This is a genomic window from Sphingobium tyrosinilyticum, assembly GCF_042654265.1.
Taxonomy (GTDB): Bacteria; Pseudomonadota; Alphaproteobacteria; order Sphingomonadales; family Sphingomonadaceae; genus Sphingobium; species Sphingobium tyrosinilyticum.
This window is the reverse complement of record NZ_JBHSFZ010000022.1, coordinates 1-22,977: the sequence shown is the minus strand read 5'-3', so window position 1 is coordinate 22,977 and position 22,977 is coordinate 1. Positions and strand designations below refer to the sequence as shown.

Genomic DNA, 22,977 nt, shown 5'->3' with positions numbered 1-22,977 from the left:
GTGCATCAGAAGGACGAGGTTTATGCGAACTACCCTGGCATTGGATGACGAGCTAATTGCGAAGGCTCAGTCGTTCACCGGCTTGACCGAAAAATCAGCGCTCATTCGTGAAGCGCTTAAAGCTCTCATAGAACGGGAGAGCGCCGCACGCCTTTCCCGTCTTGGCGGCACTGAGCCTCATAGTGAAGCCGCTCCGCGCCGACGTCCCGATCCTGCATGATCCTGGTCGATACCTCCGTCTGGATGGATCATTTTCGTCAGGATGATCCGGCGCTCGCCCGATCACTCGACCAGCGGCAGGTTCTTTCCCATCCCTTCGTTATCGGGGAGTTGGCGCTGGGAAGCCTTCGGCAAGGAGATCTCATCCTCGAAGCGCTTCGCGGATTGCCGTCAGCTCTCGTCGCGCACGATGACGAGGTTCATGCCTTCATTGACCGCCACAGACTGTTCGGCCTGGGCATTGGCTACATCGATGCACATCTGCTGGCAGCAACCTGTCTGACGCCCGACGCCTGCTTCTGGACACGTGATAAGCGCCTGAGGGCTGCTGCCTCGCAGCTCGGCGTGGGTGCGAATCTGGATCAGTAGCCGGCTTATCTCCGGCAGCGACCTGATCCAGAACCGGCATCCGGCCGCCTGCCAACGCGCCAGGATAGAGGATTTCGCCCCTTCATGACTGCCGTCATCATTGGGAATCCCGCAGCGACATGGCGGAAATCGTCATCAACATCATCATGAACATGGGCGGCGGGAATCGCTCCGAGTGGTCCGGCGCTATTCCAGCGTCAGCGTCTCCGCAGGATAATTTCGCATTTCCTGACCTTCCCGCCTGAAATGTCCTCCGCTTGAGAACGTGTACCAGCTTCACCCTGAAAGAACTGGCGCGAATGGCTGGGCAGGCAGCGCTGCCTCAGGCCCTCGACTGGATGGCGCCCGGGGAAACGATCGCACCGTTCGATCAGCTATGGGATTGGATGCGGTGGGAGTTACCGCTCCCGTCCAATCGGCGCATCATCATTGAACAGAACAGTGCCACTCCCCCTTTTGTTTGAACAGAGCGCTTTGCGCGGCCCAAATCTTAAGTGCTGGAACGTAAATGCAGCTTAATCCGATCTGCTTAGCTCCCTCAAGCTCGTTGTAGCCGCGTTCCCTCGGAAGTGGCCGATTGAGGTTCGGCGATGGATCTGGCTCCGCGTCTAGAGAATTGCGTGAGCCCAAGCAGAAGCGCCGCCATCATGCTGATCGCCAGCCCGACCTTCTCCTGCCAGATCGCAACCCGCTCGATGCGGTAGATGCCAGGCTGGGCGTCAAAGCTGATGAGCGGCCCCTGATGCGGGACGGGCGAGCCGTCCTGCATCACGCGCCAAATCGGAAAATCCGCCTGATGGACTGTAACCCGCCCGGCTGTCCCGACCCGGATCTCGTTCCCGCGCGGCAGAGCACGAAATTTCTGCACGTCCGTCCAGCGATACTCCTTTTCCACCAGGGAAGTATCGAAGCCTCGCGGCAGATATTCCGGCGCGTCTGGTTTGATCCGGTCGATCAAGGCATAGTCCACTGGATGGTGAAGCGCGTCCATCGCCCGCGAGGCCATGAGTCCGTAGGCAAAAATGAGGAGGGCCGCGCCTGCTCCAAGAAACAGGCGGATGCGGTGTAACTGGCAGGACAAGAGCGCTGTGATCGCGGTAAACTCAACGATGCCCATCATGCGCCAGGGAAACTGTGCCTTGTTGAGCAGGGGAATGTCCCAGACGAAAGGAAGGAGACGCACAGCGGCCAGCGCCCCGATAACCGTCAGCACGGTCCAGAAGGACCGCGCCGGCCGGGCGAGAACGATGAGTGCCAATGCCGGTCCGGTAAACATCGTGAAGTTCGTGTTGTAGATCGACCAGTCCGTCGCCCGATAGCCTGGACCCCAGAGGAGAACCGTGGAGATATGGTCCTGAAGCGTCGCCGCCGGCAGCAGGAAGAACGCGGACAGCCCCAAGGCGATCACCCCTGCCGCAGCGCCAGGTAGAAGCGCCGTCGGCTCATGCCAGATGCGCCGGAGCATCAGCGGCCCTATCAAAAACACCCCGGTGAGCACTGCTAGCGGCAAATGGGTGATGATGAGGGCACCATAGGACAGCGCCAGCAGCAGAAGGCCACGACGATGCGGCAGGCGCTCGATCCCAAGCGCAATCAGCGGCAGCCAGACAAGAGCGGCGAATTCCGCCAAGGCCCCTCGCACATGAAAGTTATAGAGATGATAGGGTGCCAGCATGTAGAGAATGGCACCCAGCAGCGGGTAAGTGTCCCGCGCTGATAGCCAGGCATGCATGGTGAGCCCCGAAGCGATCAACAGCAGCAGGCCGGCACCATTTATCGCCTGAGGCACCGAGAGCCCCAGCGCATGCAGTCCGCCAGACACCCAGTAGGCGAGAGGTGGGTAGAAGTAGAAGGTGGGAGCGCCCAGACCCTCAAAACTGTTCGGAAGCCAGCGCTCATAAAGATGGCCCGCCGCCATCTGCTCGCCGAAATGGGCCGTCCACATGTGGTTATAGAGATGCGAATGGGTCGCCCCGGGCCCCAGTACAAAGCTGGGCAACAAGGCCCCAATGCCGACCAGGGTCAGGATGAAAGCGGGCTTTGCGATCAGGGCTCGGAAGTTGGGCATAACTCCTCATGCCAGCCCATGGTAAATTTTGCCTTTAACCTCGCCCCCCCTCATCTTCCATTAACCATTCTGGCCGATAGCCTAAGGTCTAATCCCGGGTGGACCAGGCCAAGACCCATGCGCATTTCGCTGTCGATCATCGTTCCGGTGTTCAACGAACAGGAAAGCATCTCGCTTTTCCTGGACGCAGCGCGTCCTGCGGTCGCTCAGGCGCTCGACCTGATCGGCCCTGACGCCCGCGCAGAATTTCTCTTCGTTGATGACGGCAGCACGGATCGCACCGGTGACATATTGACAATCCTTGCTCGTCTGAGCCCCGACATTCGTTTGGTCACCCTGTCACGCAACTTCGGCAAGGAAGCAGCGCTTGCGGCCGGTATTGATCGGGCAAGAGGGGACGCCGTCGTTCCGATCGACGTCGATCTCCAGGACCCGCCTGAAGTCATCATCTCGATGGTGCGCCACTGGCTGGCGGGAGCGAAGGTGGTCAATGCGCGGCGCGCTGACCGGTCGAGCGACGACTGGTTCAAGCGCTGGAGCGCACACGGCTTCTATCGTCTGATCAACCGCCTTTCCGATCATCCCATTCCGGAGAATGTCGGCGATTTCCGGCTGCTGGATCGCCAGGCAGTGGACGTGATCAAGCAGCTCGGCGAGCAGGCGCGCTTCACAAAAGGCCTCTTCTCCTGGATTGGTTTCCGCGTCGCCACCATCGATTATGAACGTGCCCCGCGTGAGGCCGGAATCAGCAAATGGCGGGTCGGCAAGCTCTGGGGGCTTGCGATCGACGGAATCACCGCATCCACCACGATGCCGCTGCGCATATGGTCGTATATTGGCGGCGGCATCGCCGTCATGGCCTTTGCCTATGCCGCGTTCCTAGTGCTGCATACGCTGCTGACCGGGGTGGATACGCCCGGCTATGCCTCTATCATGATCGCGGTGCTGATGCTGGGCGGCCTTAATCTTATGAGTCTTGGCATCATCGGCGAATATCTGGGCCGCGTCGCGCAGGAAGTGCGCGATCGGCCGCTTTATGTGGTGGCTGAGGAAAGCGAACCGGCAACACGGTCCGTGAACAAACCCCATTGCGAGGAACAGGACGAATGGATCGATCAGCCTATGCGAGCATGAGCGCGCAAGAGCAGGATCATTGGTGGTTTGTCGCTCGCCGCGCCATCATTGACAGCCTGGTCCGCGCCCATGTTCCACTGCCATCCGATGCTCGCATCCTCGAGGCGGGCTGCGGCACCGGCGGCAACCTCGCCCTGCTCGCGCAATATGGGGCGCTAGACGCCATGGAATATGACGAGGATGCACGCGCCTTGGCGAGTGCGCGCGATCTGTGCCGTGTGGAGGAAGGCGCCTTGCCCGACGCGATCGGCTTTGGCGAAACCCGCTACGATATGATCGCGTTGCTAGACGTGCTTGAACATGTCGAGGAAGATGAAGCTGCACTTCGCGCCTTGGGCGCGCGGCTGGCGTCCAACGGACGGCTGCTGCTGACCGTGCCCGCAGCGCCTTGGCTCTGGTCGGATCACGACGTGCTGCATCACCATAAGCGCCGCTATACGCACGAGGGTCTGCTCGACATTGTCCGTGAAGCAGGACTGAAAGTCGAAGTCTCAGGCTATTTCAACAGCCTGCTCTTCCCGCTCGCGGTGGCGCAGCGCTTCGCCCACCAACTGCTGCGGCGTGACACACCGCTAGACGCGCGCCCCGCGCCGCTCCTCAATGCCGCGCTTCAGCGTATCTTTGCAGCGGAGCGACACCTGCTCGGTCGCGTTCCCTTTCCCAGGGGCCTGTCACTTTACGCCATCCTCTCTGTCTGACAGGGCATTGCGCGGGTCATAGGGCAGTTTCCAGGAGCCATCCCAACAACGCGCCGGCTCGTGTGCATCGGCAGGGGCGGGATCAACAGGGCGGATGAGTGCTGGAACCTTGTCGAGAGGGGCAAGATAGGATCCTTTGGGAAAGGCTGCGAAGGTCTGGTCCCAAGCCTTGAAGAAACTGCAGCGCACTTCAGGTGCTGCGGGATAGACCAAGGCACGGCGGATTTCAGCAAGGCCGGTCAGGCTGCCGATGGCAAGCACCACCATGAGCCAGCGCCGTCTCTCGCCCCGTTGCACCACATGGTCGCTGACCATCGCCGCGAGCACAGCCAGCCCCGTGATCGAACCGCGCATCATGAAATCGGTCGACCAGCCGATCTGCACGAAGGGAATAAGCATCAGCCAGGCGAAGGCCAGCCACAGGCTGTCCCGTCCGAACCGCGTCGATCGTCCTGCGATCGCCAGAGGTATCAGGTAAGCCAGCGTCTCGAAGGATTGGAACAGCAGCCATTGGACGAAAGGGATCGGCTGCCAATGAAAGCCAACATCATCCGATCCGGCGGCCAGATAGATGAGCGACGGAACGCAAAGGAGAAGGGAAGCTGCGGGAGCTAGAAGGTCGCGCAAAAGAAGGGAACGCGAGATCAGCGTCCGCAATCCTGCCAAGGCCGCGAAAGGCATCGCTCCCATCAATCCCAAGGGCGACCAGAGTGCCGTCAGTGGGAGCACTGCCAGCCAAGGGGCGAGAGGGACACGGCCCTCGCGCCATAGCATATAGCCGACAGCGCCCAGCCAGCCGGCAATCGCATGTTGCGGCACCCAGAACAGCAGGGTGATTGTCGAGGAATATTGGATTTCGGCCCAGTCTTCCAGATGACCGGTGAGCATTCCTTGCATCAGAAGGTCGCCGATCGCATCCATGCCGGAGAACAGGATAAAGATCGTGAGGCCGATCAAACGCGAGCGCCGATCGGCGAACAGCTGGCTGCCGAGGGCGAGCAGGAGCGCGATCAGCGTCACATTCTGCAGCAGCAGCGCCGTGTCTGCCGCCCTCGCACCAAGGACCTTGAAGACCAGCGCGGGCACCAGGAACATGCCTATCGGCGCGCGCAGCAGGTCAGGCTCGGCGCGCGCCGTATAGACGAAGGGCCAAGGATTGATCCCCATGTCCCGCAGCACGGCAAAGCGCACTTGCCAATCCACATTGGCATAGAAGAACCGGCCTTCGCCGCTCAGCGCCAGCAGGCCTAGCGCAACCAGGAAACAGGTCAGCAAGGTGCTCAGCCCAACACCGCGGCTATCCTTTGTGATTTTGACCGTGAACAAGCAAAGGAAGGCAACGACCATGCCACCGACTGCGTAGACCCAAAGAGGCGCGACATTGAGAAATCGCCAGAGCAGCATCTGGCTGCCAGCAAGCCAGGCGATAAGAACCGCCCAAATCCAGCCCGGGGCGACGGGACCGGAGCGCCGATTTTTTCCTGTCTTGTGGTCGGCACCGGAGAATAACCCAGCACCTTCAATCATAGGTATTTCTCGCATTTTTCAGGCCCTAAGACTGTGCGCTAGAGTCCACAGGTGAGCAGCGTTTGATAACGAAAGTATGCCCCCGAGTTGGTCCTCCGCTCTAACCTCTCAGCATGTCAGGGTAAATGACATGACTTACGACCCCGGCGAGATTGACTCTGACGCGTGCGTCGATGTCGCATCAGCCTCTAACTCGGACAAGAGAGGGATCAGCACGGTTTAGAGCGCTTTGGCATATACTTAATATACGCGAGATATTAAGCGGAACGACGCAAGAAGCCGAGGCCTTTAGAGATGCGCAACATCCGCTTATGGATCGATAAGAGTCTTACGATCAGCGACACAAAAGCGCCAGTTGAACCGCAACAGCAAGCGGCTCCCCAATTGCTCCTGCGGATCGCTGTCCAGTGCCTGATGGCGATGGTTGTACTTTTCGCCATCGCTTTATTCGTCCCTCAAGTTCGGCTTTTCTGGGTGACAACAAAGCTATTGGTACAGCAGGATCTCTGGTTGCTTGAAGCGTTCTTGTTTCTGTCCGTTCCGCTTTTTATCTCAGCCCGTCCCATGCCGAGGGAATTGCAGCTTCGTGACGCGCATACCTTACTTATAGCCCTTGCGCTGGTGACCTTGTGCTATCTCGGGCACCGCCTTCTCCTCATGGACTATGATCTTAGCCGCGATGAGCAGATGGCGAATTTCGATGCTGCGATATTCTCGCATGGCCGCTTTGCCTGGCCACTGGCTGCTGAATGGCAAAAGGATGCATCAGCTCTAAACTTGGAATTCATGCTTCCGGTCGGGAACCCGGCCGCTTGGGTTTCGGCATATCTCCCCTTCAATGCAGCGCTGCGGGCGGTCGTCGGCAGCATCGCCGACCCCGCGCTCACCGGACCTTTGCTGACGGCCGGTTCGCTGCTGCTAATCTGGAGCATCGCTCAACGCATCTGGCCAGCAGACCGGGAGGTGCCCACCATCGCCGTGCTGCTTCTGCTCGGATCCGGCCAATTCGTGATTACAGGTATGACGGCCTATGCCATGCCTGCCCATCTGTTCTTCAACCTGTTCTGGTTGCGGCTCTTTTTAGCTGATCGTCGTCCGTGCGACGGATTAGCGATCCTGGTGGGGTTCATAGCAACAGGGCTGCATCAGCCGCTGTTCCACCCCATGTTTGTAGCGCCTTTTCTGTTACTGCCTCTGTTTGAGCGCCGGTGGCAAAGGTTTGCCATTTTTGCGCTCAGCTATGGCGCCATAGGTATTTTCTGGCTCTCCTGGCCGATCTTCATCCATAGCCTCGTAGCAGGTCCTGCATCGATAACAGCTGCTGCGGGGACAGATTATCTGTCCAGAATTGCTCAGGTGTTTTCCCTGTCGATAGCCAATCCGACGCTAACAGCGGCGAACATATTGCGGTTCTGCACGTGGCAGCATCTTTTCCTTATTCCTTTGATGACGGTCGGCATTCGCGCTGTGCGCCAGAATCGGCTCGCTGCTGCCTTGGCAGCTAGTTTCCTGCTGCCCATTGTGGTGATCGCCGTCATTCTACCCTACCAGGGAATAGGTTTTGGCTATCGATATCTTCATGGAGTCCTTGGAAATGCAGTGCTGCTGGCGCTGTTTGGCTGGCAGACACTGGTGATCCGCCATGAGGAGTTGCGGCCGATCATGCTCCGAGCCTGCGCGGCCAGCTTATTGATCCTTTTGCCGGCTCAGGCATGGATGGCACATGCCCGTTATGCCCCGTTCGCGCTGATGAGTGAAAAAATCAAGCAAAGCGGCGCGGACTACTTCCTCATCAAGGCGACTGATGGCCCGTTGACGCACGACCTTGTGCTCAACCGCCCTGACCTTTCCAATCGGCCCCTCCGACTTGGATTTGAAGACATTGAAGATGCACATCTGCTCGCCCGGCGTATATGCAAGGCCGGGGGGACAATGGCGTTCGGGACGGATGCGTTCTACGCTCCAACATGGTCCTATTTTGGTAACAAGCCCGAGCGTCTAGCCAGCATGAATCTATATGAAATCAAAGCGCCGTTCATCAAGGCGGGATGCAAGATTAAATTGATCTCGTGATCGTTCGGGGACTGGTTCCTATGGTCAAGGTCACCGTCCGACGAGCGATAAAGAGGTCCCGCTGCGGCCATCATCACGCCTTCATGAGTCTCCGACCGAGGTCGAGCCGCGGGCGCAGGCGGTCAAGAATCCGTGATTTGTGAAGGTAGATAGCTGCACCAACTGGACCCAGCTTCACAACTTCAATGAGCGCAGGCAGCAGGCCCGAGAAATCGCCACAAGAGGCAGCGGCCAGCGCACAATTCACAGCGATGGATGCACGGACCTTGTTCTTGTTAGCCAAAGAGAGCTGCTCGAAAGCATCAGCGTGATTGTTCAACACGACTCTAAATTGGCCTAGAAAAGCGGCTGGATCACGGCTGCCCTTTATTGTCAGCGACCCTCCATGGATCCGAAACCCTGTGGTAACGGCATTTCGAACCCCAACCCTTCCTAACTTCATGATCTTCAGATAGAGATCCCAATCCGCTGTATACCAGAGGGCTTCCTCCATTCCGCCGATTGCGAGCCAAGCCTCACGCCGAATGACCGGGCTTGGGATCGCGATATTGTTCTGTACCAGCAAAGTATCTCGCAGTGACGCCCCCTCGTGGAGGCCGGCAGCAAAAGGTAGCCGCCAGTGCCCCAGCAGGCGACCCTCGGCCGCGACGAAGCGCGAGGCCCCAATCGACATGACTGCGTCAGGCCAGGACTGCAGCGCGGTCCGAACGGCATCCAAATGACCAGGTAGCCACAGGTCATCCTGATGGAGCATGACCACATGAGGGGCGCCTGCGTCGTGCACGCCCTTGTTGGTCTTGGAAGTCCACGGCAGGAGATCTGGTACATCTTCCCATATGATGTTCATACGGCCGAAAAAGGGGGCAGCAGCGCGCCGCGCAGCCCCATTATCGTCGCCCGAATTATAGATGCGGAACTCGACACCGGCGGGATTCTCGGCCGCCGCGCTGGCCAGCGTCATGGGCAGAAATTGTGCGCCCATGTGGACGGGAATGATGACGCTAAGCCAAGGTGTCATGGTCATCGCGCGCAGATTTGGCGCTTCCGTTCAGGAAATCTCGAAAGAAATGTGCCTCATTCCCGCCGACAATCGCAAGGGCGAAACCGCCTAGTGCCGTTTGGAGGCCCAGCGTAATCGACAGGGCTCCCAGGACGGGGGGCAGAATGGAATTGGTTGACTGGAAATCTCGCTGGACCCATCCGACCGCGACGGAGATCAATATCATCAGCCCAGCAGCTATAAGAGCGAACCCGACGAGCAACATGCCTTCGAAGTTGGTGAATCGGGTAATCAGTCGAGTGAACAACCTCGATGGCTGGTATCCTGCATGGATACCGCACAGGCAGCCGATCAACGTCATGATGAAGGCCATGTGCCCCGACGCCACCAATGTGGAACCAAGCAAAGTCCAGTAGGAACCAATTTGCGGCACTGTTCCCGGCAGAAAATATTCCGCGCTAGATCCCACCAACAACATGGAACCCGCCGTCAGTGCGATCAGGGCGGGCAAGCCCAACACGCGGGTCGGCTTGAGCATCAGCAAATATCGCAAATGTCGCCAGCCGTCACGCCACGGGCGAAGGTGCGGCTCACGGCTGCGCAGGTCGGGTGACAGGGTTGCAGGCGTCTGATCTATACGGAGTTGCTTGAGGGACGCCTTGATGATCATCTCACTGGCAAACTCCATGCCCGTGGATGTCAATCCGCATTTCTGAAATGCTTTCTTGCTGATCGCGCGCAATCCGCAGTGGGCGTCGCCGATCTTTGTACCGAAGAGCAGATTGAGCGTTCCGGTCAGAGCGGGGTTACCGATGTAGCGGTTCTTCCACGGCATCGCGCCAGGCGCAATGCCGCCCTTGAAGCGCGAGCCGATGCACAAATCTGCTCCATCGAGCAGTCGCTCGATCATGGGGACGCCTTCTGTGAAGTCATAGCTACCATCTGCATCACCCATCAGCAGATATCGTCCTCGAGCGGCTTCACAACCGGCGATGAGTGCTGCGCCGTAGCCGCGGCGCACCACGGGCACAACGCGAGCGCCCATGGCTTCCGCCAGAGCTTGGCTGCCATCGGTCGAACCATTGTCAGCAACCAGGATTTCGCCGACCAGCCCGTGAAGGTTCGCCAGACAGCTAATTGCGCGTGAGGCTTGTGCGATACAGTGCGGAAGGCTCTCGCGCTCGTTCAGGCACGGGATGACGATCGACAGTTCGACCTCTGGATCGCAGCCCTGCTCCGTCGGCTGATGCCCGGCCGAAAAGGGGCGATGGGCCGCTCCGAGAACTGATCCTACATCCCCCATTTCAGCACCCCTGTCCCGACGAACGCAAGTTGCTAGCGTTCAGCATCATAATGAATGATAGATCGAAAGAAATGGTTAATGGATAGTTAGGCTCAAACGATCGTAGGGGACCTTCTCAAGCAGCGGTGATGAACGCGGTCTGTCAGCCTTTAAATCGTCCTATTGAGCGGTTGAGCTACCGTTCAACGATCGAAAATTCCGGAAGCGGGAATACCAAGGTGCGCCCGGCGAATGCGGGGGACTGCTCAAAAAAGCTTCTGAAATGCCACGGCAGCACCAGCAGATAATCAGGGCTCTGTTCCAGCAACTTCTGTTCGGAAAGGATTGGGATGAGTGAGCCCGGGGTGAAGGAGCCAAATTTATCGGAGTTCACTTCGCCAACGGCGAAAATATCCTGAGCAGTGAACCCGCAATATTGCAGGAGCACATTTCCTTTCGTCGAGGCGCCAAGACCTGCGACGCTCCTACCTTCTGCTCGAGCATCGGCAACAAACGCGCTGACCGTCTCGCGGGCGCGTTCGACCCGATCCTCAAATGCGCAGAATGGAGCCAAGCCGTCCAAGCCAGCTGCGGCCTCATCGTGGAGTATACGGGTTACAAGGCCATTCTGCGGTTCTTCTTTGAGAGATTTGCGCACCGTGACGGAGAAGCTGCCTCCGTTCACATCGTTGAACTCGACGTCATCGATCTTCAGCCCCGTACGCTCTGCCATCCACTGGATCTGTCTGAGCGCATAGAATTCGAGATGCTCATGACAGACCGTGTCGAAGGAATTGGTCGCCAGCATGCTCGGCATATAGCTCTGCTCAAATACCCAGATCCCATCATCGGCGAGGATTTCGCCGACCTCGGCCATGAACGACATCGGCGCCTCAAGATCGTAGAACATCGAAAACGAGGTCACCACCTTGGCCTTCTGGGCGCCAAATCGCGCCCGGATAAGTTCGGCCGAAAAGAACTCAGGGATCAACTCGACATGTGGCGGATAATATTCCCGGAATTTGGAGCCTGTCGGATCTACCCCAGCCAGTTGCAACCCGGCTTGGGTATAGGCCTTGAGGGTGGTCGCATCGTTGCTTCCGATGTCGATAACCAGATCACCTGGCTCAAGTGACACCTGGCGCGAAATCCGCTCCACCTTGCTGTTAAGGTGAGCAACCATGCTGGCGTTCAGGCCTGAACGGTAGCCGTAATTTTCGCCGTACATCTCACTGAGAGCATAGCTATGCTCAAGCTGGAGCAGGCCACAGGCGCTCTTAACGTCGCCAACGCATTTAACGAGTCGCAGGGGACCGCTTCCGACCTTCTGTTCCCTGCTGCGAGGAAAGACGCCGGTCAGCGCCTGCTCACCAAGATCCAGCACGCGCTCGAGATGAGAGTTGCCGCAGATCCTGCATCGCGTAATTTGGGTGAACATTTTTTACCTCGGCTTATCGTTGGTTTGATCGAGCCGCTCCAACTCGGCGTCGACCATCATGTTGACCATGCTCGCAAAATCTATTTCGGGCGCCCAGCGCAAACGTTCCCTCGCTTTGGACGCATCGCCAGCGAGCGGCACGATTTCAGTAGGCCGGAAGGCGTCTTCGCCCTCTTGGACATAGTATCGATAGTCCAGGCCGACGCGTTTAAAGGCCACATCGCACAATTCCCGGACCGAATGGCTTTGTCCCGTGGCGAGCACATAGTCGTCAGCCGTAGGCGCCTGCAGCATCAACCACATCGCGCGCACATAGTCGCCGCTGAATCCCCAGTCCCGCCGCGCATCGAGATTGCCCAATATCAGTTCCTGCGCAAGTCCGGTCTTGATATGCGCAGCCGCCTCAGCAACCTTCCCGGTGACGAACGCAGATCCACGTCGCGGGCTCTCATGGTTGAAGAGAATGGCCGAGACGGCAAACAGACCATGGCGACGGCGATAAATGCCGACCATTTCATGCGCATAAAGCTTCGCCGCGCCATAAGGGCTGCGCGGCCGAAAGGCCGTGTTTTCACATTGGGGACTTTCTAGCGGCTCCCCGAATAATTCGCTGCTAGACGCCTGACAGAAGCGGATGGAGGGATTGGTGCTGCGGATTGCCTCCAATATGCGAGCGACAGCCAACCCGTTTATGTCACCGATACCAACAGGCTCCTCGTACATCGCTGCTCCCGATGCATAGGCCGCGAAATTGTAAATTTCTGTTGGTCGTACCGTTTGCAGGAGCGCAGCGAGCGCAGCCTCGTCCTTCATGTCCCACTGCACGACATCGACGCCCGAATGGGTTTGTCCATCTGCGCCGCGCAAATCGCGCGTCGTTCCAATGACCTTATAGCCCTGTCGCAGCAGCAACTGCGAAAGGTACCAACCGTCCTGTCCGGTGATACCAGTTATGATTGCACATCGGGTCGTCATAGCTGGATCATGGGAGCGGCCGCTTCAACCGGCCCAACCAGAAGCTGGTCAAAAAACGGCTTGCTATATTGGAGAAGCGACTGGCGGCAACAAGATCGTATGCCACCGCTCCCCCTCCCTTCCCGACCAGCGCTAGTACAGCCACTCCGATCAGGTTAGCCAATCGCCCGGGGAAGATTGCGATCAGGCGCGGAACGAAGCGTTCAGAACGGGAAAGTGTGTGGGCGAAATAGAGATCATATTCAGAGCGCGAGTATGCACCAAGCGCCCGATAGCCCAATAACCACCAAAACCGCCGCCAAGGCTCGCTCGGCGTCACCTTTGCCTTTGTTGCATCCGAGTACCCTTCGAAACTCCAGATCAACGATGGCCATTTGAAGGCCCAGATCTCAAATCCCCGCGCCCGCCACATGGCGTTGCCGGCACGAATCATTACCAGCGGTTCGGCCAGGACTTTCGCCAGCCTTATGCCGCGCTCCTGAAAAACCACCCCGACATGAATGAACAAGGAGCCAAGATAGGGCTCTCTCGATCGCGATATCCATGAGTGCCTGCGGATGATGACTCCGCCGATGAACGACAAACAGTATCCCGCGTCCGCCAGAAGAGCTTCCGCATCCTCCGGACCATAGCGGCGCTCCCCACTGAACGCGAGGCGGCTAGACTGCAATGTACGGCTGAGAGTTCGGTCGCGCACCTCGGCATCTACTATAAGCAAATCGACTGCGCCACCTTCCAAGGCTTCGAGGACACGATCGAGCGCACCTGCTGCTAACAGGTCATCGTCTGGAAAGAGCCAGCAATGTCGACCGACCGCATAGTTAACTGCTTTGTCATAGTCGCCATCAACACCGGAGTTCTCGGTTTCACGAAAATATCTTACAGCCGAAGATCGCTCGAGGTAGGGAGCGATCACTGCCGCGGTGTTGTCCGGCGAGGCGCCATCAACAATCACAACCTCGATGCCGGGTCGGAGCTGCGGGAGGATAGAATCCAGCGTCTCACCAATGAAGGCACCGCGGTTGTAAGTCGCGATGCAGATCGTTAGCTGCATCATGCCCGCTTCCGTCGACCAAGGAGGAGATCTCTGACGAAAACTACCGCTGGAGAGCGTCGCAATAGGGGCGCGATGGGCGTCATCGCCTTTAGCACTGCCATCAGCATCCTGCCGAATATCATAGAAGGGTAATAGGCGATCCGCCGCCGGAAACTCGTTAGCGCCAGGTTCGAGACATGCGCATACCAGTCGTTGACGCCCGTCCGCCGGAAGCGGACATACCCATGAGCCTTGAGATGATCTCGCACCGACGTCTCCCACATCGACGAATTGTCCTCGACAATTAGAACCTTTGGACGCCAGCAATCCAACGAGAACCCCCTAAGCAGTTCGAGTTCATGGCCCTCGACGTCTATCGAGATGAAGTCTATATCGGCTGCTGGTTCAGCTTCATCGAGAATGTCATCCAACCGGCGCAGGGGCACCTCAACGGGTTCGGTTCGGAAACCATGCTCCTTGAGGATCTGCGCTGACCTCCGTTCATCTCCAAGCGCGGAGACGGCGTGAGACTGCTCAGCGCCGACGGCCACATGAAGAATCGCACTTCCTGAGACGCTAGAGGCGGCGCATTCAAACAGCTGAGCCTTTCTCCTCGCGCGTATTGCCCGACACAAGGCTGGGTTGGGCTCGACCAAGATGCAGTTCCAGCCGATTTCTTCGAAATACAGGGTCGTGCTCCCGTCGACTCCATTGTTGGCGCCAACCTCGATGCAGACGCCTTGACGTTTACCTTGGAACAGCTTGTCCAGGAGACGGTCCTCACCGAACTGAGAATAGTACATCGCACATGTGCCCCCCATGGCCTATGCCTTCGCACTCAGCGGCGGTGCCCGCAACACGAACATGCTTCGCGCGAACTCCGCCATGCCGGATGTTGAGAGGAAGATCGTCAAAAAAGTAAGGCCAGCCAAAAGCAGGCCGATCGCAGCAGCGGCTGGAGCAGGCAGGCCCACCGACTGTAAACCCAAGCCGCCGCCACCAACGATGACTAGGCTTGCAAACAGAGGGAAGCCTACGTCGCTACCGAGCCAGCGCATCCCTATGCCCGGCAACAGCCTTCGATGCGTGAGCCACGTGCCCAAGAACAGATAGAGTGTGTTGAGGATCGCCCATGCTGCCGCCGCACCTAAGATGCCCAAGCGTAGGGACAACAGAATGAGGAGTGGGGCAAACACCGCCATCAAAATGATGTTGATTATCATAGGCAGGCTGGATTGCCCGAATGCCAATTGCAGCGCGTATGGAAAATGCATTGCGCTATTAAGCGCGGTGCCCAGAAGTAGGAGGCCTACTATGGCGTACAAGCCCTTCGCAAGTTCCGGATTCCCGGTCCAAAGGGTGAAAATCATGGTCGAGAACACCGCCAGGAAGATGGCTGCCGGGAATAGCACCGCCATTAACAGCCGTGTTCCGAGCCGGTAGAGTTGCGCGATCTCCTCGATGCGACCGCCGGCGTGCATCGATACCATCTGCGGATAAGCCGCACTGAACGCAGGAGCCGTTAGAACGTAGAGGCTCCGCGCCACGATGCTCGCTAAAGTATAGCGTCCGAGATCGCTGAGAGGCACAATCTTGCTGAGCACCACCTTGTCACTCTGCACGAACATCGCCCCTAAGATCGCCGTTACAGCCAAGCCGGCTGAGAAACGCCAGATGCGGTGTACACCGGTCATGTCGAAGCGGGGCCGTCGCGTACCTCCGCCTTCGAGAACTCGCCAAGCGATCGCCTTGACGAGCAGGATGTTGATCATCGCTACCAATGCCTGCCAGAGAAAGAACCCCTCGAGGGTGGGGGAGACCTTGGCCAAGATGCCGACGACACCCAGATTTGCGACGGCGACCATGATGATCTCGATCGCGCTGGCCAAACCCATGCGGCGAGCGCCCATCAAGGCGCCGAGATAGAGGGAGAGAGGAAAACGGCAGGCGACCGTGAATCCCATGAGCGCAATCACGTTGGAAAGCGTGCCTGTGTCGGTGGATGCGCTCAGCCAATGTTTTGAAATCAATGGCGCGGCGGCCCACATCCCAATCGCAATCGCGAACGCAACTGCCCAGTACCCAAAAGCCAGCGTGTGGAGCAGGTCCCGGGCGCGCGCGCGCTCATCTTCGCTGTGGGCGCGCGCGACTTCCCGATTGATCGACTGTGAAAGGCCCAGATCGAGAACGGCAAACATCGCTTGGAGCGCGGTATAGAAGCCGATCAAACCGTACGCTTCCATCCCCAGATAGTGGAGATAGAGCGGCACCGTGCATATGGTGACGATCGCTGTCCACGCTGTACTGGCGACCCCCGCAGCGAAGTTCCACCCCAATCTTGGTGCCTGCTTATTCGTGATGGTCATGAACCTGAAAGCCATGTCTTTTGACCAACTGGTCCCGCTGCGCCGTCCTAAGGTCCTCCAGGACCATTTCGCGAACCAGATTGTCGAAGGACGTTGCCGGGCTCCATCCCAGAAGTTTGCGAGCCTTCGCCGCGTCGCCCAGCAGGGTTTCAACCTCAGCCGGGCGGAAATAGCGGGGATCTACTCGAACCAGACAGCGGCCCTTTTCATCATATCCCTTTTCTTCCAGCCCTTTGCCTTCCCAACGCATCACGATACCGAGTTCGGCGGCCGCTGCGGTGACAAAGTCGCGGACGCTATGTTGGACTCCAGTGGCGATCACGAAATCCTCTGGCGCGTCGAGCTGCAGCATGCGCCACATGGCTTCGACATAGTCCTTCGCATGTCCCCAATCCCGTCTGGCGCTCAAATTGCCGAGATAAAGCGTCTCCTGAAGACCGAGCTTTATCCGCGCCAGTGCCCGAGTGATTTTTCGCGTAACGAAATTCTCTCCGCGTAGGGGAGACTCGTGATTGAACAAAATACCGTTGCACGCGTAGAGGCCATAGGCCTCTCTGTAATTTACAGTTATCCAATACGCGTATAGCTTCGCCACGCCATAGGGCGAGCGTGGATAGAAAGGTGTCTGTTCTGTCTGGGGTGTCTCGCGTACTTGACCGAACAACTCGGAAGTGGATGCTTGGTAAAAGCGAGTGCGCTTAGCCAGACCAAGAATTCTTATAGCCTCCAAAAGGCGCAATGTACCCAGCGCATCAGAATTAGCCGTATAGACCGGCTCCTCGAACGAAACGGCGACATGGCTCTGCGCGGCTAGGTTATAGATCTCGTCGGGCTGTACCTGCTGGATAACTCGGATCAAATTGCTTGAGTCAGTCACATCGCCATGGTGCAGAAAAAACCGGACATCCTCTTCGTGAGGGTCGCGATAAAGATGATCGATGCGCACCGTATTGAAGAGTGACGCACGTCTCTTGATGCCATGAACGATGTAACCTTTGGACAGCAGAAGTGCCGACAAATAGGCTCCGTCCTGACCCGTCACACCGGTGATCAATGCAACTTTGCCATTCTTCTGCATGACGTTCCCCTTGCGTACCCTCATTGCTCGTTCGGCTTCGAAGCGATGGCCAAATTAACCATAACTTCTTAACGAACTTTAGCCGCAAGAAAAAAGATTGAGAAAACAACCGCGCCCGCAGGATTTATCCTAACACTAAGGCACGACCTGTTCGCGCGCTATTTTAAACCATGTAAAAATAGCTTTTCAATCAGGCTGCTCCGCGTAAACCACGGCTCACTCAGAATTGTCCTGACCATCCCATCGGCAATGAAGCGTGCGGGGCTCCTGACCGCATCGCCTCACATCACATCCCGATGTTCAGTCCTCGTCCTCGCCCAAGATCAATGCCATGGTTGAGCGCCAGTTCTGCCCCTAGCCTGCGGCCACTGTCGATGGAGATGCCGAGTTCTCGCTTGCGGCTGGCCAGTATCGATTCCATTTGCGGATCGCGCTCGAGGGATGTCGCCATCGACCGCATGCTATCCTGATAGGTACGGCGCTTTTCATAATCGCCCTCCACATAGGCCCGCTCGGCAGCGCGGGAGTAGCGGTTCCACCGCTCGACAAACCGATCGGCGCGCAGCTCCGGATTGGTCCGCACCTCCTTTTCGTGGAGAATAGCGGCGCGCGCGGGCTCAGTGTCGCCGCGCGCTGCTGAGGCTGCGAGGGCGGGGTTGCGCGCATAGGCTGTCTCGGCATCGAGGGCAGCCTTGGGCCGCAGGTCGTTCAGCCCCTTGCGCGCATCGTCGAGCTCCCGCGCTTCATCCGCTGACAGGCCGAGCCCCAGATCCTGCATGTTGTAGATCATCTGAACGGCGCGGGCGTGACGCGCAATGGCGCGATCCCGCACCTGTATCATATCCGGCTGCTGCTCAGGCCTCTCTGGAGGATCGGCGCCGAGCCTTTTTCCTCCCGGAGCAGCGATCGACCTGCCAGCCGCTGCCTGCCGCTCCGGATCGCGCGCCTGTGTGTAGTCGGACGCCATATCCTTGCCCCGCTCGCGGCTCAGCGTGCGCACCAGCCTGCCCCGATCGGCAAAGTCATCCTGGGCATAATGGAGATCGACCGTGCCGCGATGCCGCGACAGCGCGACATAGGCGGCATGACGGTCCAGCCCTGGCGTGGCGAGCACATGCACCTTGTCCACCGTCATGCCCTGCGCCTTGTGGATGGTGGCGGCATAGCCATGATCGATCGCGGCATAGTCCTTGAGGTCGAACGCCACCCTCCGGCCATCATCCAGCATCACCGCCATGCGCGCCTGGCTGACGCTCTGCACGGTGGCGAGGGTTCCATTCTTGACCCCAAGGCTGCGTTCATTTTGCAAGAACATGACCCTATCACCTGCAGCAAAGCTGCGTGTCCCGCGCTCGACGGTGAGCTCGATCTCCTCGCCCAGCCCGCCAGCACGCTGCAGCCGCTCGCGCGCTGCTTGGTTGAGCGCGCGCACCTCGTCATTGGTATGAGTGAGAATGATACGGCTGGCCCCTGGCTCGGTACCCCGATCCCTATCCCAGCGATCGATCAACTCGCGCCGTGCGTCGTCCCGCGTCTCGTCCGCATGGACATGCCCCGCTTTGTCATAGGCGTCGATCGCCTCGCCCGTCCGTCCCGTGGCAAGCGCCCGTGTCGCCTGGCGCTGCCATTCCTCGCTCTGGCGGCGGATGGTGCCGATCTCCACGCTGCCATGCCGTTCGGCCACCGAGCGGAACGCGGCCCCCGCCTCGATCGCCTGCAGCTGCTCGGGATCACCGACCAGCACGACCTTCGCGCCGCGCTTTTCCGCTTCCTTGATCACCCGCTCAAACTGCCGCGTGCCGATCATCCCGGCCTCGTCAATGACGAGGACGGATTTGTCGGTCAGCAGTTCGCGATCCTGCGCCCATTGGTGCTCGAGGCTGGCGATGGTGCGCGACGCAATGCCAGAGCCACCTTCGAGATTTTCAGCAGCAATGCCCGAGAGCGCTGCGCCATACACCTCATAGCCCGCATGCTCCCAGGCTTCGCGAGCCACCCCCAGCATCGCGCTCTTGCCGGCGCCGGCATAGCCGATGACATTGCTAAGCCCGTTCGCGCTGGTCACATGCTCGAGCGCGCCGCGCTGTTCTGCTGACAAGTCCAGCCCGCGTCTGCTTGCCCGTGCGAGCGCGCGATCGACATGACGCGCCGCGACGCCATGGTGGCGGCGCGCGTCGAGCGCGGCGGCGCCACGCTCAAGCCGCTGCTCGATCTCGAGCATGGACCGCGAGGTGAAGCGTTCATCGCCACGCCCATCCTTGCCCAGCGCGACAAGATCGGGCGACGCCTTCACCGCCCCCATTAGCCGATCGAACTGCTCCTTTCCCTCGCTATGCCGATGCACGAACATGGCGAGGTCGCAAGTGGTGAAGGTCGCCTGTCCATGCGTGATGGCATCCAGCGCGATATTCGGATCGGCGAGGATCTTCTCGCCATTGGTGCGGGCGATGGCATGATGCTCTTCGAGCCGCTCGCTGTCATGGCCTTGGCTTGCCATCCGCGAAGCAGCCGGGCCGATCTTGTGCTGCGGCTCAAGATCGATCCCCTGGGCCTCCAGCCTGCGATGATCGATCCGCGCGTCGATATCGAGTTCGGCCAAGCGTTGATTGACGTGTTCCGCCCAGGCTTCGCGCCAGTGGGTGAGCAGCTCGGTCCGGTTCCAGTCGCGCACCTTGGCGCCAAACCCCTCCTGCGTCACTTCGCGTGAAGAGAGCATCACATGGGCATGGGGCTTGGGACTGCCATCGGGCGCGACATCCCAGTGGACATTGAGGTCAGCGACCATGCCCCGGCTTACAAATTCCCGTTCGACGAAGTCGCGCGCCAGGCGAATGCCTTCTGCCTGGCTCATCTCGCGCGGGATGGCGAACTCCACCTCGCGGGCCAGTTGCGCGTCCTTGCGCAGTTCGGCCGCCTCGACATCGTTCCACAGCTGCTCCCGGTCCCGCCATTCTTCCGGCGCGCCTTCGGGCAGCAGCACCTCGCTGTGCACGACGCCTGGCTTGTTGGAGAAATCATGATGCCGGCCAAGCCGCTCGTCATGCAGGCGTGAAGCCGAGCGATAGGCCGCCGCAGCCAAGGCAGAGGAGCCCGCAGCGCGGGAAATGATCTTGGCGGAGAAATGGTAGATCGCCATGGCGGCCTACCAATTACCGCCAAAGCAGCACGTCGGCACGACGTATAAGCGCGCCCTCGAAAGATTTCATCACTCTCGGGAAGCGGCGATCTCAGGAAATTCCAGAGCATTGCCGCTGATCGAGAGCAGCGATAACTGACATGTCCTTCCGTTCACAAGAAGGACATACTCCATGCGCAAGCCAAGAGACTTCGACGCCGAGCTCAAGGCCCTGACCGACAAGGCTCGGCTTTTGAAGACCCGCAAGCAGAGCCAGCTGGGCGAACTGGTGATGACGACCGGCGCCGATAGCCTGAGCGCCGAGGAGCTCGCCGGTGCGCTGTTGGCGATCGCCACGACGACCGACAGCGTGAAGCGGGAGGCGTGGCGCAAACGGGGCGCGGCCTTCTTTTCAGGAAAGCGCGATGAATCTGGCAGCGGCGCTGGCGACAAGCCGGGGAGCGCTGCGCCGAGTGACGATCGCGCGCCACCGGCTGCAGGCGCGAGCGGCACGGTATGATCACCGAGAGTGGCAGGTGAAGCGGCGCGAGCGCACCCGGCATCTGATCGAGCTCGGCGGGCTTGTGATGAAGGCGGATCTCGTCGCGCTTACTGATGATGATCGAGCCGTGATCCTGGGACTTCTCGGCGAAGCGGCAAGCCGCCTGCGGACCGGGGAGCGCGACAGGTTGCTGATGCTCTGGCGGAGGCGCGGGCAACGCATGTTTGCTGCTGACACATTGCCGGATCAGGACTGACCGGCCATAGGCTGGACTCATGACTGAAGAGGCCAAAGCGATCATCCTTGGCGTGCTGGAGCGCGCGCCGCAGTGGATCAGGCATGATCTGGTGGCGAAGGATGCCGCTGCGCGCGCCCGCGCCGAAGAGACGCTCGCGGCGATGATTGCTGACGCACTGGGCAAGGAGATTGGCAGAGCGGCCTGACCGACGCGCAGGTCCTCAGCCAGCGTCCCGCGCGGTCTGCTCGAGCTGGGCGATGCGTTCCGAACAGATGGCGTGTACGACGCGGCCGAGTTCCTCGACCTGTTCGCCGAGCCATGCCAGCTCTTCCTCGGTGATGCGATAATGTTTGGAGTAACGGGCCTTTACATAGGCCTCTTTCAGCTTCTCGAACCGGCCGCGCTGCTGGCGATTGTCGCTCGGCCAGACATGGCAAAGCCGCCGGTCAATCCGCTCGGCCTGCGTACGCAGGAACGCCAGATTGTGAACATGTGGCGTGTAGAAGGTGCAGACTAATAGAACGCAGTGATAGAGCCGTTCGCTCGCCTGGTGCATCAGAAAGGCCGCATCCCGCAACCGCCCCTGCTGCTGACTGAACTTGGCTGTCTCCAACATACCAGATGCGCTCGGCATCCAGTCGTCAAAATATTCCTTGGCCATCTCCAGCGCGGCATGCGGCGTCTTGGGTTGCGGCTTGTGAAGTTCGCTGGGCTCTGACTCGTACAGCGCGATGCCGTCCTTGGCGACATCCATGAAGAAATAGCGGCCATGGGCAAGGCCGTCATTCACCTCCTGCAGGGTGTGGACGATGAAGTTGACCGGGGTCTTGATGCTGCCGGTGAGGCCATATTCACGAATCAGCCGATCATCGAGCCTGGCCCAATATTTGACGCGGTCGGTGAGCCGCTTGTCGCTCACGATGATGAGAAGATCATAGTCCGACTTGTAGCCCTTGGCGGTATGCGGCTCATCGACCCAGGTGCCGCGCGCATAGCTGCCATAGAGGATCACCTTGAGGATCCGGCCCGCCTTCTTCCACTCATGGCGCGAGAGCGCAAAGGCATCCTCGAATTCCTCGAAGATGATCTGCCGCACGCGCTCGAGTTCACGCTGCTTGGTGGCAGGAAGATGATCAAGATCGCTACGCATCAGATGCTTACCCTGTAGGAGCCGCCGCCCGATGGCAAGCCATCGGGCGTAACGGGGCTGTTACAGACGGTGGGAAAGCCTGCGCCACCATGGCTCAGGCCCGCGCAGGGTGCGCAAGTAGATGCGCAGCGCGGCGGCAAATTCCGCCTCGGCTTGGGTCGCGGTAATACCATGACGCTCCGCCAGTTGATCATGGGTCAAACCTTCCATGCGCACATCGAAGAAGATGGCGCGCTGCAGATCGGTCATCCGCCGCAGCGCACGGCGTCCGCGCCGCAGGAAAACACGCAAGGCGAGATCGCCGCTCATGACGCCTGCCCTTCGAATGCCAGCAGATAGTCGGCGGCCTTCGAAGCAGCGCTCGCGGCACAGAAGATCGCCCGCTCGTCTGCCCGGAGCACGGCAAGCCATGCGCCGATATAGTCGCTGTGCCGAACGGTGGGCTGGATGCTGAGCGATGCGCAGGTAAAGGCGCTCGCCATCTCGGCGACCAGCTCTTCTTTAGCATAAAGTGCTGACCCGAACGCACCGCTCTGATCGCGGCTAAGCCGACTGGGATGGCCAGTCCAGTGACCCAATTCATGCAGGACCGTGCGATACCAGTTGATGGAGTGTCAACGGCACAGTAATTTTCCCCAGAACGGGCAAAGTAAAATTCCCCACTTTGCGGTTTGAGGTTCACGATGTGGGCATGGGTGCAGCTCCATCT

General features: G+C 59.3%; 21 protein-coding genes and 1 pseudogene. 8 read left to right on the top strand and 14 right to left on the bottom strand.

Annotated elements, in window-relative coordinates:
• Window positions 1–22 precede the first annotated feature (22 nt).
• Window positions 23–220 carry a type II toxin-antitoxin system VapB family antitoxin gene (locus ACFO3E_RS10815; protein WP_380804666.1) on the top strand — a complete coding sequence of 66 codons (198 nt, stop codon included), beginning with the start codon at window positions 23–25 and terminating at the stop codon, window positions 218–220.
• Window positions 217–588, top strand: coding sequence for a type II toxin-antitoxin system VapC family toxin (locus ACFO3E_RS10810; protein ID WP_380804663.1), 372 nt, complete (start codon window positions 217–219; stop codon window positions 586–588). Before ACFO3E_RS10815 ends, ACFO3E_RS10810 begins: the two co-directional genes overlap by 4 nt.
• Before the next feature lie 538 nt (window positions 589–1,126).
• Here ACFO3E_RS10810 and ACFO3E_RS10805 read toward each other — a convergent pair.
• Window positions 1,127–2,656 carry a YfhO family protein gene (locus ACFO3E_RS10805; protein WP_380804660.1) on the bottom strand — a complete coding sequence of 510 codons (1,530 nt, stop codon included), beginning with the start codon at window positions 2,654–2,656 and terminating at the stop codon, window positions 1,127–1,129.
• 117 nt (window positions 2,657–2,773) lie between these two features.
• On the opposite strand from ACFO3E_RS10805, the gene ACFO3E_RS10800 reads away from it, so the two are divergent.
• The gene (locus ACFO3E_RS10800) at window positions 2,774–3,790 is read left to right on the top strand and encodes a glycosyltransferase family 2 protein (RefSeq protein WP_380804657.1); all 1,017 of its coding nucleotides are present in this window, start codon (window positions 2,774–2,776) and stop codon (window positions 3,788–3,790) included.
• Window positions 3,787–4,488, top strand: coding sequence for a class I SAM-dependent methyltransferase (locus ACFO3E_RS10795; RefSeq protein ID WP_380804654.1), 702 nt, complete (start codon window positions 3,787–3,789; stop codon window positions 4,486–4,488). Before ACFO3E_RS10800 ends, ACFO3E_RS10795 begins: the two co-directional genes overlap by 4 nt.
• On the opposite strand, the gene ACFO3E_RS10790 is transcribed toward ACFO3E_RS10795, so the two are convergent.
• The gene (locus tag ACFO3E_RS10790) at window positions 4,462–5,763 is read right to left on the bottom strand and encodes a hypothetical protein (protein ID WP_380804651.1); all 1,302 of its coding nucleotides are present in this window, start codon (window positions 5,761–5,763) and stop codon (window positions 4,462–4,464) included. The two genes, ACFO3E_RS10795 and ACFO3E_RS10790, sit on opposite strands and share 27 nt — an antisense overlap.
• Window positions 5,764–6,309: 546 nt before the next feature.
• Between ACFO3E_RS10790 and ACFO3E_RS10785 the strand changes: the two genes are divergently transcribed.
• Window positions 6,310–8,088, top strand: coding sequence for a hypothetical protein (locus ACFO3E_RS10785; RefSeq protein WP_380804649.1), 1,779 nt, complete (start codon window positions 6,310–6,312; stop codon window positions 8,086–8,088).
• A gap of 73 nt (window positions 8,089–8,161) precedes the next feature.
• Here the strand turns inward: ACFO3E_RS10785 and ACFO3E_RS10780 are convergent, their stop codons facing one another.
• The 9 genes from ACFO3E_RS10780 to traA all read right to left on the bottom strand — a co-directional run bounded on the left by ACFO3E_RS10780 (window position 8,162) and on the right by traA (window position 20,399).
• A complete protein-coding gene (locus ACFO3E_RS10780; protein WP_380804647.1) occupies window positions 8,162–9,112 on the bottom strand; it encodes a glycosyltransferase family protein in 951 nt (316 codons plus the stop codon).
• Complete coding sequence (locus ACFO3E_RS10775) at window positions 9,090–10,391, bottom strand: glycosyltransferase family 2 protein (RefSeq protein WP_380804645.1); 1,302 nt, start codon at window positions 10,389–10,391, stop codon at window positions 9,090–9,092. The genes ACFO3E_RS10780 and ACFO3E_RS10775 overlap by 23 nt, the downstream gene beginning before the upstream one ends.
• Before the next feature lie 175 nt (window positions 10,392–10,566).
• A complete protein-coding gene (locus ACFO3E_RS10770) occupies window positions 10,567–11,808 on the bottom strand; it encodes a class I SAM-dependent methyltransferase (protein WP_380804642.1) in 1,242 nt (413 codons plus the stop codon).
• A 3-nt stretch (window positions 11,809–11,811) separates the two neighbouring features.
• The gene (locus ACFO3E_RS10765; RefSeq protein ID WP_380804639.1) at window positions 11,812–12,783 is read right to left on the bottom strand and encodes a GDP-mannose 4,6-dehydratase; all 972 of its coding nucleotides are present in this window, start codon (window positions 12,781–12,783) and stop codon (window positions 11,812–11,814) included.
• 7 nt (window positions 12,784–12,790) lie between these two features.
• On the bottom strand, window positions 12,791–13,840 hold the full coding sequence (locus tag ACFO3E_RS10760; RefSeq protein ID WP_380804637.1) for a glycosyltransferase family 2 protein: 1,050 nt from the start codon (window positions 13,838–13,840) through the stop codon (window positions 12,791–12,793).
• Complete coding sequence (locus ACFO3E_RS10755) at window positions 13,837–14,622, bottom strand: FkbM family methyltransferase (protein ID WP_380804634.1); 786 nt, start codon at window positions 14,620–14,622, stop codon at window positions 13,837–13,839. Before ACFO3E_RS10755 ends, ACFO3E_RS10760 begins: the two co-directional genes overlap by 4 nt.
• A 21-nt stretch (window positions 14,623–14,643) precedes the next feature.
• Complete coding sequence (locus tag ACFO3E_RS10750; RefSeq protein ID WP_380804632.1) at window positions 14,644–16,185, bottom strand: oligosaccharide flippase family protein; 1,542 nt, start codon at window positions 16,183–16,185, stop codon at window positions 14,644–14,646.
• The gene (gmd, locus tag ACFO3E_RS10745) at window positions 16,169–17,263 is read right to left on the bottom strand and encodes a GDP-mannose 4,6-dehydratase (RefSeq protein ID WP_380804630.1); all 1,095 of its coding nucleotides are present in this window, start codon (window positions 17,261–17,263) and stop codon (window positions 16,169–16,171) included. The genes ACFO3E_RS10750 and gmd overlap by 17 nt, the downstream gene beginning before the upstream one ends.
• A gap of 286 nt (window positions 17,264–17,549) precedes the next feature.
• Complete coding sequence (gene traA / locus ACFO3E_RS10740; RefSeq protein WP_380804628.1) at window positions 17,550–20,399, bottom strand: Ti-type conjugative transfer relaxase TraA; 2,850 nt, start codon at window positions 20,397–20,399, stop codon at window positions 17,550–17,552.
• A gap of 172 nt (window positions 20,400–20,571) precedes the next feature.
• Here traA and ACFO3E_RS10735 point away from each other — a divergent pair, with 172 nt between their 5' ends.
• Genes ACFO3E_RS10735 through ACFO3E_RS10725 form a run of 3 tightly spaced genes read left to right on the top strand, consistent with a single transcriptional unit; the run spans window position 20,572 to window position 21,323 of the window.
• On the top strand, window positions 20,572–20,898 hold the full coding sequence (locus ACFO3E_RS10735; RefSeq protein ID WP_380804626.1) for a conjugal transfer protein TraD: 327 nt from the start codon (window positions 20,572–20,574) through the stop codon (window positions 20,896–20,898).
• Window positions 20,804–21,136 carry a conjugal transfer protein TraD gene (locus ACFO3E_RS10730; RefSeq protein ID WP_380804623.1) on the top strand — a complete coding sequence of 111 codons (333 nt, stop codon included), beginning with the start codon at window positions 20,804–20,806 and terminating at the stop codon, window positions 21,134–21,136. The genes ACFO3E_RS10735 and ACFO3E_RS10730 overlap by 95 nt, the downstream gene beginning before the upstream one ends.
• A 19-nt stretch (window positions 21,137–21,155) precedes the next feature.
• The gene (locus ACFO3E_RS10725) at window positions 21,156–21,323 is read left to right on the top strand and encodes a hypothetical protein (protein ID WP_380804620.1); all 168 of its coding nucleotides are present in this window, start codon (window positions 21,156–21,158) and stop codon (window positions 21,321–21,323) included.
• 15 nt (window positions 21,324–21,338) lie between these two features.
• Here the strand turns inward: ACFO3E_RS10725 and ACFO3E_RS10720 are convergent, their stop codons facing one another.
• The 3 genes and pseudogenes from ACFO3E_RS10720 to ACFO3E_RS10710 form a co-directional block, all read right to left on the bottom strand.
• The gene (locus ACFO3E_RS10720; protein ID WP_380804618.1) at window positions 21,339–22,268 is read right to left on the bottom strand and encodes a HEPN domain-containing protein; all 930 of its coding nucleotides are present in this window, start codon (window positions 22,266–22,268) and stop codon (window positions 21,339–21,341) included.
• Window positions 22,269–22,328: 60 nt separating this feature from the next.
• A complete protein-coding gene (locus ACFO3E_RS10715) occupies window positions 22,329–22,577 on the bottom strand; it encodes an RNA polymerase subunit sigma (protein ID WP_380804615.1) in 249 nt (82 codons plus the stop codon).
• A pseudogene (locus tag ACFO3E_RS10710) lies at window positions 22,574–22,876 on the bottom strand (zincin-like metallopeptidase domain-containing protein); the annotation flags it as partial. The gene ACFO3E_RS10715 and the pseudogene ACFO3E_RS10710, both read right to left, overlap by 4 nt.
• Window positions 22,877–22,977: the final 101 nt, after the last annotated feature.